This is a genomic window from Micromonospora sp. NPDC049044 (assembly GCF_040649215.1).
Lineage (GTDB): Bacteria > Actinomycetota > Actinomycetes > Mycobacteriales > Micromonosporaceae > Micromonospora.
In genome coordinates, this window is record NZ_JBEZFA010000027.1 from 61,862 (window position 1) to 74,936 (window position 13,075).

Annotated in this window: 12 protein-coding genes; 9 read left to right on the forward strand and 3 right to left on the reverse strand. The window is 71.6% G+C overall.

Annotation, left to right across the window (positions count from 1 at the left end; all coding sequences use genetic code 11):
- Positions 1 to 16 precede the first annotated feature (16 nt).
- The 4 genes from AB0B85_RS22010 (at position 17) to AB0B85_RS22025 (ending at position 4,991) form a co-directional block, all read left to right on the forward strand.
- Complete coding sequence (locus AB0B85_RS22010) at positions 17 to 1,243, forward strand: histidine kinase (RefSeq protein ID WP_357410104.1); 1,227 nt, start codon at positions 17 to 19, stop codon at positions 1,241 to 1,243.
- On the forward strand, positions 1,240 to 1,998 hold the full coding sequence (locus AB0B85_RS22015; protein ID WP_357410106.1) for a LytTR family DNA-binding domain-containing protein: 759 nt from the start codon (positions 1,240 to 1,242) through the stop codon (positions 1,996 to 1,998). Before AB0B85_RS22010 ends, AB0B85_RS22015 begins: the two co-directional genes overlap by 4 nt.
- Before the next feature lie 103 nt (positions 1,999 to 2,101).
- The gene (locus AB0B85_RS22020) at positions 2,102 to 2,752 is read left to right on the forward strand and encodes a DUF5701 family protein (RefSeq protein ID WP_357410108.1); all 651 of its coding nucleotides are present in this window, start codon (positions 2,102 to 2,104) and stop codon (positions 2,750 to 2,752) included.
- Positions 2,753 to 2,918: 166 nt separating this feature from the next.
- Positions 2,919 to 4,991 carry a carboxypeptidase-like regulatory domain-containing protein gene (locus AB0B85_RS22025; protein WP_357410110.1) on the forward strand — a complete coding sequence of 691 codons (2,073 nt, stop codon included), beginning with the start codon at positions 2,919 to 2,921 and terminating at the stop codon, positions 4,989 to 4,991.
- 70 nt (positions 4,992 to 5,061) lie between these two features.
- Here the strand turns inward: AB0B85_RS22025 and AB0B85_RS22030 are convergent, their stop codons facing one another.
- Positions 5,062 to 6,321 (reverse strand): hypothetical protein, encoded by a 1,260-nt coding sequence (locus AB0B85_RS22030; protein WP_357410112.1) that lies wholly within the window; start codon positions 6,319 to 6,321, stop codon positions 5,062 to 5,064.
- Positions 6,308 to 6,829 carry a sigma-70 family RNA polymerase sigma factor gene (locus AB0B85_RS22035; protein WP_357410114.1) on the reverse strand — a complete coding sequence of 174 codons (522 nt, stop codon included), beginning with the start codon at positions 6,827 to 6,829 and terminating at the stop codon, positions 6,308 to 6,310. The genes AB0B85_RS22030 and AB0B85_RS22035 overlap by 14 nt, the downstream gene beginning before the upstream one ends.
- A gap of 203 nt (positions 6,830 to 7,032) precedes the next feature.
- Between AB0B85_RS22035 and AB0B85_RS22040 the strand changes: the two genes are divergently transcribed.
- Positions 7,033 to 7,710, forward strand: a complete 678-nt coding sequence (locus AB0B85_RS22040; protein WP_357410116.1) for a response regulator transcription factor — start codon at positions 7,033 to 7,035, stop codon at positions 7,708 to 7,710.
- A gap of 68 nt (positions 7,711 to 7,778) precedes the next feature.
- A complete protein-coding gene (locus tag AB0B85_RS22045; RefSeq protein ID WP_357410189.1) occupies positions 7,779 to 8,780 on the forward strand; it encodes a HAMP domain-containing sensor histidine kinase in 1,002 nt (333 codons plus the stop codon).
- Positions 8,781 to 8,889: 109 nt separating this feature from the next.
- Here AB0B85_RS22045 and AB0B85_RS22050 read toward each other — a convergent pair whose 3' ends face one another.
- The gene (locus AB0B85_RS22050) at positions 8,890 to 9,348 is read right to left on the reverse strand and encodes a hypothetical protein (protein WP_357410118.1); all 459 of its coding nucleotides are present in this window, start codon (positions 9,346 to 9,348) and stop codon (positions 8,890 to 8,892) included.
- A gap of 88 nt (positions 9,349 to 9,436) precedes the next feature.
- On the opposite strand from AB0B85_RS22050, the gene AB0B85_RS22055 reads away from it, so the two are divergent.
- The 3 genes from AB0B85_RS22055 to AB0B85_RS22065 are packed head-to-tail and all read left to right on the forward strand — an operon-like array spanning position 9,437 to position 12,783.
- Complete coding sequence (locus AB0B85_RS22055) at positions 9,437 to 10,681, forward strand: DUF4173 domain-containing protein (RefSeq protein ID WP_357410120.1); 1,245 nt, start codon at positions 9,437 to 9,439, stop codon at positions 10,679 to 10,681.
- A gap of 44 nt (positions 10,682 to 10,725) precedes the next feature.
- The gene (locus AB0B85_RS22060; RefSeq protein ID WP_357410122.1) at positions 10,726 to 11,139 is read left to right on the forward strand and encodes a hypothetical protein; all 414 of its coding nucleotides are present in this window, start codon (positions 10,726 to 10,728) and stop codon (positions 11,137 to 11,139) included.
- On the forward strand, positions 11,140 to 12,783 hold the full coding sequence (locus AB0B85_RS22065) for a cation acetate symporter (RefSeq protein WP_357410124.1): 1,644 nt from the start codon (positions 11,140 to 11,142) through the stop codon (positions 12,781 to 12,783).
- Positions 12,784 to 13,075 lie beyond the last annotated feature (292 nt).

A 13,075-nucleotide genomic window follows, 5' to 3' on the forward strand; every position in this document is an offset into this window, starting at 1 on the left:
GGGCAAGGATCACTGCGTGGGCGCCAACCTCTCCGCCGTGGTCGGCGTCGTATCACTCGTTACCGCGCTGACCGCGGCCCTGCTGGCGGTGCTGCGACTGCGGGCTCGCCGGGGCATCGCCACCGCCACCCAACGGGCCACCTACGAGGTGCTGCACACCGCCGGCCTGGCCGCCGAGCCGCTGCGGGCGGGGTTGAGCGCGGCGGGCGCGGCGAAGGCCGTACGTCATCTGCGGGCCCTGGTGGGCGCGGTCGGGCTGGCCCTCACCGACGTCGAACGGCTGCTGGCCCTCGACGGACGGGGCACGCACCACGGCGATCAACTGCTCGCGGCGGCCCGGCGGACGGTGGACACCGGGCGGTCGACGGTGCTCGGCGAGCAGGAGCTGCACTGCGACCGGGTGGACTGCCCGATCCGGGGGGCGGTGGTCGCGCCGTTGCAGGGGGCGGACGGGCGGATGGTCGGCGCGCTGGTGGCCGTCGCCGACAGCCCGCCACCCCCGGGGCTGGTGCAGGCCACCCTGGAGACGGCGCACTGGGCCGGTAACCAGCTGGCCCTGGCCGAGCTGGACTCGTCGCGGGAGCGGCTGGCCCGTGCCGAGATCCGCGCGTTGCGGGCGCAGATCAGCCCACACTTCATCTACAACGCGCTCACCGCGATCGGCTCGTTCGTCCGCACCGACCCGGAGCGGGCCCGGGAGCTGATCCTGGAGTTCGCGGAGTTCACCAGGTACTCGTTCCGGGCGCACGGGGAGTTCACCACCCTCGCCGAGGAGCTGCGCTCGATCGACCGTTACCTGACCATCGAGCGGGCCCGGTTCGGCGACCGGTTGCAGGTGCGGTTGCAGATCGCCCCGGAGGTGCTGCCGGTGACGCTGCCGTTTCTCTGCCTCCAGCCGCTCGTGGAGAACGCGGTTCGGCACGGGTTGTCCCGCAAGCCGGGCACGGGCATGGTGAGCATCGAGGCCCGGGACGCGGGCGCCGAATGTCACATCACGGTGGAGGACGACGGAGTGGGAATGGACCCGTCCACGCTTACCGCCGGCATCGCCGAGCTGGCCCGGGGCACCGGCGATCCGGGGGACGACCCGGGTCAGCACGTCGGCCTCTCCAACGTCGACGAGCGGCTGCGCTCGGTCTTCGGGGACCGGTTCGGCCTGGTGGTGGAGACCGGGTTGGGCTCGGGTACGAAGGTGAGCATGCGGGTGCCGAAGTTCCACCCCGGTGTGCGGGCGGGCTCGTGACCACGGGGTTCCTCCGGGTGCTGGCGGTGGACGACGAGCCGCCCGCGCTCGACGAGTTGGCGTACCACCTGCGGGCCGACCCCCGGGTGGCCCGGCTGCACACCGCCGGGGACGCGACCGAGGCGCTGCGGTTGCTGCGCGACGGTGACGTGGACGTGGTCTTCCTGGACATTCGGATGCCGGGCCTGGACGGGATGGAGTTGGCCCGGGTGTTGCGCCGGTTCGCCCGGCCGCCGGCGATCGTCTTCGTCACCGCGTACGACGACGGCGCGGTGGACGCCTTCGATCTGGGTGCCACCGACTACGTGCGCAAACCGGTTCGGGCCGACCGGCTGGCCGAGTCCCTGCGTCGGGTGATCGGGTCGCGGGTGGTGCCGTCTCATCCGGCGGCGCTGGCCCGCGCTGAGGAGGACCCGACGATTCCCATCGAGTTGGCCGGCACCACCCGGATGTTGCCGCGCTCGGCGGTGCGGTGGGTGGAGGCGCAGGGCGACTACGCCCGGTTGCACACGGCGGACGGGTCGCACCTCGTGCGGGTCTCGCTTGCCACCCTGGCGGAGCGGTGGGCCGATGCCGGTTTCGTCCGGGTGCACCGGTCGTACCTGGTGCAGTTGCGGTTGATCGCTGAGCTGCGGCTTGTCAACTCCGGCTATGTCGTGGTGATCGACGCCACCGAGCTGCCGGTGAGCCGGCGGCACACCCGGGAGCTGAAGGACAAGCTGGTCCGGGCGGCGAAGCAGGACTGGGGCCGCTGACCAGGCGCCTGGCCGACCGGCACGATCGCGCAGCTGCGGCGGGAATAAGCGCGCCGAGCCGTACGTCGTACGGTACGTTATCCGGACGACGATTGGAGCCGCCGTGTTCGACGCCGCCACCGAGTTCGACAGTCAACTCGACCACCTGGTGCGACTCGACTACCCCGCGCTGGCCGGGCTGACCGAGCCCGCCTTCCGCGACCTGGTCGCACCGCTGCGGGCCAAGGCGATCGAGGGCACCGCGGGCCTGCCCGCCCCCACCGACGCCCGGGTGCCGTTCCTGCTTGTCATCACCCGGGAGTTGATCGGGGTGGTGGAGCGGCTCGGGCGCACCACCCTGGCCGGCAAGCGCAAGCCCGGCGTCCTCGACCGCAACTACGCCGACGACGACCTGCCCCGCTTCGACCCGATCAAGGAGCTGGAGGTGCCGGCCGGCCCCGCGTACCTGCTCTTCGACGTCGACCGGGGCGAGGAGTTCCGCAATCTGGCCCCGGCCACCGCCATGGAGGGGATCACCGCCCAGGGCCGGCTGCCGCTCTCCATCGACGAGGGTCTCGCCTTCATCACCCTCTACCCGGCCGCGCTGGCGAGCAACAGGTGCTTCTCGCTCGTCGGTTCCCGCTGCGGCGACCGGCGGGTGCCGGCCCTCTGGATCAGTCAGGGCGCACCGAAGCTGGGGTGGTGCTGGCACGGCAACCCGCACACCTGGCTCGGCTCGGCCTCGGCCCGCCCTGAGCGCGTCGGCGTGGAGTGACAGTCCGCTGAGGAGGGATGACCGGTCGTTCAGGTCCGCCCGACCGGCCCTGCCGACGGATATCGCCGGTGGCCTATTCTCCGGGAGCCGATTCCCGTACGGGGCGCAGGGGCGGTGTGGGCGAAGCCTGCTCAAGTCGCCCCACCACCCTCACAAAGGGACATCCATGCAGCTATCCACAGCCCGCCGAGCCCTGCTGGCCGGTGCCGTCGTGGCGGCACTCGTGCTGCCCGGCGCCACTCCGGCGCAGGCCGCGGCCACAGGTGCGGTCAGCGGACACCTGACCACCAGCACCGGCACGGCTGCCGCCGAGGTCCAGGTGCTGGTCTACGACGCCGACAGCTACTCGTACGTCCACGACACCTACACCGACGCCGACGGCAGCTACACAGTCGCCGGGCTGCCCGCGGGCTCGTACCTGGTGGGCTTCTTCCCGCTTGAGCAGCCCGGGCAGTACTACCACCAGCAGCCGACCATCTTCAGCGCCACCCCGGTGGACGTCACCGCTGGTGGCACCGCCAGGGCCGACGATCAACTCTTCGCCGTCGGCACCATCACCGGCCAGATCGTCAACGCCGCCGGTGAGCCGGTGCCGAACCTGGCCGTCAACGCCCGCGAGGTCGAGACGGGCGCCGCGACCGGAGGCCTCACCGACGACCAGGGCCGGTTCAGCTTCACCACCCAGCCGGGCCGTTACACACTGAGCTTCGAGCCGATCCCGGGCTCCTACCAGAAGCAGTACGTGCCCGGAAAGATCGATCAGGACAGCGCCGGTGTCTTCGAGGTGAAGGCGGACGAGACGATCGTGGTCAACGAGACCGCGCTGTCGGCGGGCACCCTCAGCGGCCGGTTCACCAACGCCGCCGGTGCCCCGCTCGCCAACGCCCAGGTCAGCATCAACACCGCCGGTGGTGGCAGCGGGGCGTACACGGAGACCGACGCCAACGGTGAGTTCACCGCGCAACTCCTTCCGGCCTCCTACCTCGTGGGCCTGTACGCCGGTGACCGGCAGCAGTACTACCGCGGCAAGTTGAACTCTGAGGACGCCGACCGGGTCGAGGTGCGCGGCGGGGAGCAGACGACGATCACGGACAGCCTGCTCGGCACCGGTTCGGTCACCGTGCAGGCTGTCGATTCGGTCACCGGAGCGTCCATCGCCAACTTCTGCGTCCGGTCGGTCTGCAGCAACGGCAGCGGCACGGCGACCGTCACCGACCTGCCGCAGGGCAGCTACACCCTGGACGTGAACGTAGCGGACGGGCTGCACTTCTCCCGCGAGGTGACCGGGGTCGACGTGCGGGCCGGCCGCGACAAGAAGCTGACAGTGAAGCTCCGGCCCGCAGCGGTTATCAGCACCACGATCGTGGACCGACAGAGCGGCCTTCCCGTACCGAACGTCTGCCTTGACACGTTCCTACCGAAGCAGGCGAAGCTGGGGGCCGGCTACGGCAACTGCAGCGACCGCACCGGCAAAATCAAGACCGGCCCGCTCGCGGCCGGCAGCTACAAGCTCTTCGCAGTGCCGCGCGGCGACACCTACGGCCGCCAGTGGGTCGGCGTCAATGGCGGCACCGGCGACGAGCGGGAGGCAGCCGTCGTCACCGCGACCGTCGGTCAGGTCGTCACCGGGCCGCAGATCAAGCTGGACCGGGCCGGGTCGGTCACCGGCACGGTCACCGACCCGACGGGCAAGCCGGCGCCGGAGGCCGCAGTGTCGGTGCTGACCGCCCACCCCGGGGTCGGGGCAGAGGACGCCACCACCGACGAACACGGCGTCTACACCCTCAACCGGCTCGGCCCGTACGCGTGGCCGGTGGTGGTCAGCGGCTACTCGTACGTCAGCGAATGGTCCGGCGACAAGCCGAGCCGGTTCACCGCCACCCCGGTGACGGTCACCGCCGGGGCGGCAGCCACCTACAACGTCCAGCTCGACCAGGGCGTCCAGTTGACCGGCACCTTCCGGACGCCGGACGGCACCCCCTTCACCGATGGCTTCGTCATTGCCCGCAGCGTCGACACCGGCGACATCGCGGGCAACAGCAGGATGGAGAACGGGCAGTTCAGCTTCCGCCTCAAGGGTCCGCAGAAGATCTTCTTCACCTACGACGTCTCGCTCGGTGACAAGCAGTTCGACGGTCGCTACCTGGTGACCCAGCCGGACGGCACCCGCAAGCTGGCACGGTTCACAGTGCCGACGAGCGGCAGCATGTCAGTGGATCTGGTCGTTCCGACCAGCTGACGATTCGACACGGCGGGGCCGGTGGCACCACGCCACCGGCCCCGCCGCCTACCCGAAGGAACGTGTGCGCTCAGTCCGGGAGCGCCAGGCGCGTCCAGGTGGTGCCGTCGCTGGTGAGCAGGACATGGTCGGCTCCGCTCACCGTCATGTCGTCCCGGCCGTAGAGCCAGGCGTATCCGGGCGCGGCACCGACGCCTCCGTCGCTGTCGTACTCGCGGACCGTCTTGAACTGTCGCCCGGCATCCAGGCCGATCATGGCCCTGGACGTGTTGCGGGAGGGCTCTGTGTTACCCGCCTCGACGAGCAGCAGGGAGCCGCCCGAGCCGACAACGAGGAACCGGGTCTCCACCGAGTTGGGCAGGGTGGTGCCCATGTCCGCCCAGGTCCGCCCTCCGTCCGTGGTACGCAGCAGCTGCGACGTGCCCTCGACCTCCATCGGCTGGGCACCGGCCGGTGGTGGCGGCGCGATCAACAGGTACGCCTCCTGGGCGCTGACCCCCGCTATCGCGATCACGTTCGCCCCGTCGGCTGGCCGCCAGGTGGTCCAGGTGGCTCCCCGGTCCACGCTCCGCGCCACCACCATGGCGCCGACGTCACCGGGCCAGTAGGTCACCCAGATCGTTCCGTCCGCACTCGGATAGATGCTCGCGGGCGGATAGGGCGACGGCGGCTTGCTTCCGAGCCGGTACACCGTCCCCGTCGGCGAGACCGCCACCGGTTCACGCAGCGCCCCGCAGCCCCGGCCCCACTGACAGAAGACCGGCTGCGCCGTAGCCGGAAAGGACGGCACCGTCACCATGGCCTGCTCGGCGTCCTGCCAGGTGCGACCGTAGTCGGTGGAGAGCCGGAGCTGGGCGCCGTCCCGGACCAGGTAGGAGCGCTGGCCCAGCACCGAGAACTCCGGGTTGCTCAGCGGATTTCCCTGTTCGTCCTGTCCGCATTGGCTGGTGGTGCGGTAACGGGTCGTCTCGTCATCGGTCCAGCTCCGCCCGCCGTCGTCGGTGTGCCGGAACCGCACAGTGAAGCAACCCTCGTCGGCGTCCCACACCCCCGCGACGACTGCCGATTCCGGCCCGGTCAGGAAGAGCTCGCCGCCGCGGTCCGGCTTGACCGGCGGCTGGTCAGGACCAGTCCATCCATCCCGGCCGGTGTTGCCGAACAGCGGCAGCAGCGCGATGCTCGCCACGGCGACAACCAGGACAAGCGCCACCCCGCTGGTACGCCGCCGACGGCGGGCGTGCGCTGCCGTCCACAGGTCGTCCAAGGGTGGCTGGCGAATCGCGTCGGCGACGGTGTCGACGTCGAAGCCACTGAACTCACGACCGGACATCGATCCTCCCGATGGTCATGCTCTCGCTGATCTCTGAATCGGTGAGCAGCGCCGCCAGGGCCTGCCGGCCCCGGGACAACCGGGACTTCACAGTGCCCGGCGAAACGCCGAGTGTCGCCGCCACCTCGTCGATCGGCAGGTCGACCAGGTAGTGCAAAGCCAGCGCGTGCCGCTGCCCCAGGGGCAGTTCGCGCAACGCGGCGAGCAGTGCAAGGTGCTCGGGCGAGCGGTCGGCAACCGTCGGGGGCGGCCCGATCCGACGCAGCAGCCCGTCCAGCACCCGCCGCCGCCGGTGGCGGCTACGGGCGACGTTCACCGCGACCCGGCGCAGCCACGCCTCCGGGTTGTCGAGGCGGGTCAGCCGCCCGGGTGCGGTCAGCGCCCGGGTGAACGCCTCCTGGACCGCCTCCTGCGCCTCGCACAGATCGCCGGTCACCGCGTAGAGCTGGACCACCAGGCGTCGGAAACAGCCTGCGTACAGCTCGCCAATCAGATCACCGTCGGACACCCTCACCACCCTTCTTCACCTGTCCCACTCCTGGGCGGAGGGAAAGGTTCCGGGCGACGATCAGAAGGTGGTGACGGCCAGCAGGGCGGGAGTCCCATGCGCCAGCCGGCGACCGGAGTTATCCACAGGCGTGAGCCGTTCTCCACAGGTTGTTCACAACGCAACCCACTGATCTCCACGGCGGCTCCCTACAGTCGTGACCCATGAGGGAACGCCGGATACTGGTCGTCGAGGACGAACGGACCATCGCCGATTCCATCGCCGCCCGTCTGCGGGCCGAGGGTTTCACGGTGCAGGTCGCGGCGGACGGGCCCAGCGCTGTCACGCAGTTCCGCACCGGCCAGCCGGATCTCGTCGTACTCGACGTGATGTTGCCGGGCTTCGACGGCCTGGAGGTGTGCCGCCGGATCCAGGCCGAGCGGCCGGTGCCGGTGCTGATGCTCACCGCCCGGGACGACGAGACCGACCTGCTGGTCGGGCTCGCGGTCGGTGCCGACGACTACCTCACCAAGCCCTTCTCGATGCGGGAGCTGGCCGCCCGGGTGCACGTTCTGCTGCGCCGGGTGGAGCGGGCCGCCACTCCGACGCCGCCCGCGATCCGCCTCGGCGACATCGAGATCAACGAGTCCGAGCGGCGGGTCCGCCGGGCCGGCGCCGACGTGCACCTCACGCCGACGGAGTTCGACCTGCTCGTCCACCTCGCCCGGCGGCCCCGCACCGTGCTCCCCCGGGAACGACTGCTCGCCGACGTGTGGGGATGGGTCGACGGTAGTGGCACCCGCACTGTGGACAGCCACATCAAGGCGCTGCGCCGCAAGCTCGGTGCCGACCTGATCCGGACCGTGCACGGCGTCGGGTACGCCCTGGAGGTGCCCGCGTGACCGGTCGGCTGTTGGACTGGCTGGAACTGGTGTTACCGCGTCCGCTGGATCCGGTCCGCTCGATCAAGATGAAGCTCGGTGTGCTGCTCGTCGCCTCGTGGGCGGTGGCCATCGGCTACTTCTGGTACGGCATCGGTTGGCTCCCGCCCGGCACGGCGGCCACCAGCATCCTCATCGGGCTGGTCACCTCGCAGGTGCTCGCCCACGGGATGACCTCGCCGCTGCGCGAGATGACTGCGGCCGCCGGGGCGATGGCCCGCGGCGACTACACCCGACGGGTCCGCGCCACCTCCCGGGACGAGGTCGGTGAGCTGGCGCAGGCGTTCAACAAGATGGCCGAGGATCTGCACGCCGCGGATCAGCGCCGACGTGAGTTGATCGCGAACGTCTCGCACGAGCTGCGGACCCCGATCACCGCGTTGCAGGGCGTGCTGGAGAACATGGTGGACGGGGTGGCCGACCCCGAGCCGGCGGCGCTGCGCTCGGCGCTGGCCCAGACCGAGCGGCTCGGGCACCTCGTCGCCGACCTGCTCGACCTGTCCCGCCTCGACGCCGGGGTGGTGCCACTGCGCCGGGTACGCATCGACGTTGACGACTTCCTCGACGAGGCGGTGGAACACGCCACCGCCAGCGCGTCCGGAGCCGGGCTTGATGTGCGCTTCCAGCTCCGCGAGCTGCCGGCGCCGCTCACCGTCCACGCGGACCCGTGGCGGCTGCACCAGGTCTTCGCGAACCTGCTCGACAACGCCGCCCGGCACAGCCCGCCCGGTGGCACCGTGCGGCTGAGCGCCGAGGAGCACGCCGGCCAGCTCCGCTTCGAGGTCAGCGACGAAGGCCAGGGCATCTCACCGGGTGAGCGGTCCCGGGTCTTCGAACGGTTCACCCGCGGCGACCGATCCGCCGGTGGCGGGACCGGGCTCGGGCTGGCCATCGCCCGCTGGGTCGTCGAACTGCACGGTGGTCGGATCGCGGTCCTCGACCCCGTCAAACCGCACCGGGTTGATCGGCCCGGCTGCCGCATCCAGGTCACCATCCCGACCGACGGGCCACACCGGAAAGAGGTCGCATGACCAGCCCTGGCACCACTCCGCCGCCGGCCACCGGACCGACCGGACCGACCGGATCGCAGGTCCTCCCGACCGTCAGACCGGGTCCGACAGTCGCACCGGCCGCCGCTCATCAGCCCCAACCGTGGCCGAGCGCACCTGCCGTACCACGGCCACCGTCGGCTATCGCGCGGCGCTGGCCGGGACCGTCCGGCCCGGCCCGGCCGCTGGTGCTGGCGGCGTTGGCGGCGGCGGCGGTCGTCGGCGCGACCACGCTCACCACGGTTCGTCCCGGCCTCGGCTGGCTGGTGGCCACGCTGGTCGGCACCGCCGCCCTGGTCACCGCCGGCGTGGCCCGGTCCAGGACATCGCCGTCGCCGGCTGGCGTCACCGCGCCGGTCAGCGCACCCGGCGCACCGGTGACGCCGGCCGCCGCCGCACCGACTACCGCCAGCACGCCGCCACCCACCACCACCGCGCCAGCATCACCGACCGCGCAGCCCGCCGCGCCAGCACCACCAACCGCGCAGCCCGACACTCCGACGCCGACCGCCGCCGCCCCGGCACCCTCGGGTGGGTCGGCGACCGTCACCGCGCCAGCACCCCCATCCGCGGGGACGCCCGCCCGTTCCGGTGCCACGGGGGCACCGGGGCGGACGGCACAGGTCGCCTGGGCCGTCTTGACAATCGCACTGGTCGCGGTCGGCACGGTCCGCGCCGCCGGCTGGCTCTTCGCGCTCTGCGTGCTCGCGGCGGCGGTGACCGGGACCCTCGCGGTAACCGGCGGTCGAAGCCCACTCGGGATGCTTGTCGCCGCGATGCTGCCGCCGGCCGCGACAGTACGGGCGCTCCCCTGGGCGGCACGCGGGCTGGGCGACACCCGCCCGGCCGGCACGGGGATCGGGGTGGGCCGCATCCTGAAGAGTTTGACGATCTCCGCCGGTCTGTTGATGCTCTTCGGCCTGCTCTTCTCCTCCGCCGACGCGGTCTTCGCCGACCTGCTCACGGGTCTGCTGCCCGACATCTCGCTGGACGGTGTCGTCGGCTGGCTGGTGCGTCTGGGGCTGATCGGCGGCGCGCTGCTCGGTGCCGCGTACCTGGTCAGTCGCCCACCCGACCTGGAGGGCCTGCGGCCGGGGCCGGCCCGACCGGCCCACCGGCTGGAGTGGACCATGCCGCTGGTGTTGCTCGACACCCTGTTCGCCGCGTTCGTACTGGTCCAGCTCACCGTGTTCTTCGGTGGCGCGGGGCATGTGCTGCGGACGGCCGGGCTCACCTACGCCCAGTACGCCCGTGGCGGCTTCTGGCAGCTGCTCGCCGTCACCGCACTCACCCTGCTGGTGATCGCTTTCGCCGCCCGCCGGGCACCGAAGGCCACCCGAACGGACCGGCTGCTGGTTCGAGCGCTACTCGGCACCCTCGCCGCGCTCAGCCTGGTGGTCGTCGCCTCCGCGCTCTACCGGATGCAGGTCTACGCCGACGCGTACGGTGCCACCCGCCTCCGGCTCTTCGTGACGACAGTCGAACTCTGGCTCGGGCTGCTCTTCGTCCTGGTCGGGGTGGCGGTGGTGCGGCTGCGGGCCGCCTGGTTGCCCCAACTGGTGGTCGGCACGGCGGTGCTCGCGCTGCTCGGGTTGGCAGTGGTCAACCCGGACCGGATGATCGCCGACCGGAACGTCGACAGGTACCAGCAGACCGGCCGCTTGGACGTCGGTTACCTGTCCGGATTGTCGGCGGACGCGGTACCGGCGCTGAACCGGCTGCCCGAGCCGATGCGTGGCTGCGCCCTGAGGCAGCTCGCCGCCGAGATGCCCCGCGACGGGCTCTGGGGGACGAACCTCGGCCGGGAGCGGGCGCGGGGAGATCTCGAGGAGGTCCAGGGGGCCGCTGCGCTGATGGACTGCACCGCTGTGCGGGGCTGGTGAGCGTGAACGCTTGACAATCGCGCGCGGCGGGCAAGACTGCCGGGGTGGCCAAGCAACTCCCTGACGTGGGGTCGGGCGGTGCGGTACCGCCGCCCCGGCGGACCCGGGTCGTGCTGGCCGAGATCAGCCGGCAGGACACCCGCGCCGAGCGGACCCGCGCCGAGCTGGCCCAGCAGACCCAGGTCGGCGAGGCGCTGGTCCGCGGCCTGGTCCGGGCCCAACTCGCGCTTGCGTTGCGGCTGTCCCTGGTGGTGGTCATCGGGTTGGGTGGGCTGCCTCTGCTGTTCGCCATCGCCCCGTCGCTCGGCCGGACCACGGTCGCCGGCGTCAACCTGCCGTGGTTGCTGCTCGGGCTGGCCTCGTTCCCGTTCCTGATCGGGGTGGGCTGGGCGTACGTGCGGTTGGCCGAGCGCAACGAGCAGGACTTCACCGACCTGGTGCAGCGGCCGGAGCGCTGAGTGGGCAACGACTTCGTGGTCCCGGCAATCGTCGCGGTTACCCTGGTCACCGTCGGCATCGGCTTCTACGGGCTGCGGTTGGCCCGGACCACGTCGGACTTCCTGGTGGCGTCCCGGGCGATCAGTCCGACGTGGAACGCCGCCGCCATCGGGGGTGAGTACCTGTCGGCGGCGAGCTTCCTCGGCGTCGCCGGCCTGGTCCTCAAGTACGGCGTGGACGTGCTCTGGTACCCGGTCGGTTTCGCCGCCGGTTACCTGGCTCTGCTGCTCTTCGTGGCCGCGCCGCTGCGCCGCTCCGGCGCGTTCACCCTGCCCGACTTCTGTGAACTGCGGCTGGGGTCGCGCCGGCTGCGCATCCTGGCCACCGCGTTCGTGATCTTCATCGGGTGGTTGTACCTGGTGCCGCAACTCCAGGGCGCCGGGCTGACCCTGGCGACGGTGGCCGGTTCCCCGTACCCGGTCGGTGCCCTGCTGGTGGCCACGGTGGTCACCGCGAACGTGGCGCTGGGTGGGATGCGGGCCATCACCTTCGTGCAGGCGTTCCAGTACTGGCTCAAGCTGACCGCGCTCGCCGTACCGGTGATCTTCCTGGCCTTGCAGTGGCAGGCCGACGGTCGCCCGGCGGTGACGCCACCCGACGGGCCGACGTTCCGGGTCGCGACCACCGTCGTGGTCGAGCACCGCGCGACCCTCACCCTGCCCGACGGCGACATCCGCGAGGTACGCCCCGGCGACGAGCTGACCTTCGCGGCCGGCGATCCGGTGCCGGACGTGTCCGGGGTGGCCACCGCCGCCAGCGACTGGCTGCTGCCCAGCGCCGCCGGTAACGACGACCGGGGGCTGTTCGCCACGTACTCGCTGATCCTGGCCACGTTCCTGGGCACCATGGGCCTGCCGCACGTGCTGGTCCGCTTCTACACCAACCCGGACGGCGCGGCGGCCCGCCGGACCACCCTTGTCGTGCTGGCCCTGGTCGGCCTCTTCTACCTGCTGCCCACCCTGTACGGGGTGCTCGGCCGGATCTACACGCCGCAACTGCTCGTCAGCGGACAGACCGACGCGGTGGTGGTGTTGCTGCCGGGTGCGGCCCTCGGCGACGGGGCAGCCGGTCGACTGCTCGCCGCACTGGTTTCGGCGGGCGCGTTCGCGGCCTTCCTCTCCACCTCGTCCGGGCTACTGACAAGCGTCGCCGGGGTGATCTCGACGGATGTGCTCGGCCGGGGCTCGGTGCGCGGTTTCCGGCTGGCGACGGTGATCGCCGGAGCGGTGCCGACGCTGCTGGCGCTGCACGTCTCCGGACTGGACGTGTCGCAGGTCGTCGGGCTGGCCTTCGCCGTCGCCGCGTCGAGTTTCTGCCCGCTGCTGGTGCTCGGCATCTGGTGGCGGGGGCTGACCGACGTGGGTGCCGCCGCCGGTGTCGTGGTGGGCGGCGGCGCGGCCATCGGGGCGGTGTTGGTCACCGTGCTCGGCCCGCCGCTGTCCGGCTGGCCGGCCACGCTCACCACCCAGCCGGCCGCCTGGACGGTGCCGCTTGCCTTCACCGTGATGGTCGTGGTGTCGATGGCGACCCGCCGCCGGGCGCCGGCCGACGTCGCAGCCACCATGCTCCGCCTGCACACCCCGGAAGCCCTGCGCATGCAGTGACTGCGGGTGCCCTTCGCGGACCCACCCCACCCCGCCCCGCCGATCATGGAGTTCTGGTGCCTGGATTGCTCTTTCACGGGCGCTTTGTCACCCACCACAAGTCCCTGATCGACAGGGTCAACACGTGCGGACGGGATCCGGTGCGGATCAGGTTATGAATGGATCTCGTGGTACGTCGCGACACGACGAGCAGCTGCGACAGGGCAGCGGTGTTACCGACGGCAGCGGCCTCCGCAGTGGGCGACAAAGTCGGAGGAGCAGGTGACTCTACGCCTCCAGGATGATCGCGGGT

Excerpts from the sequence above, each read along its gene's own strand:
- AB0B85_RS22025 (WP_357410110.1), top strand. The coding sequence starts at position 2,919 with ATGCAGCTATCCACAGCCCGCCGAGCCCTGCTGGCCGGTGCCGTCGTG.
- AB0B85_RS22030 (WP_357410112.1), bottom strand. The coding sequence starts at position 6,321 with ATGTCCGGTCGTGAGTTCAGTGGCTTCGACGTCGACACCGTCGCCGAC.
- AB0B85_RS22040 (WP_357410116.1), top strand. The coding sequence starts at position 7,033 with ATGAGGGAACGCCGGATACTGGTCGTCGAGGACGAACGGACCATCGCC.
- AB0B85_RS22045 (WP_357410189.1), top strand. The coding sequence starts at position 7,779 with ATGAAGCTCGGTGTGCTGCTCGTCGCCTCGTGGGCGGTGGCCATCGGC.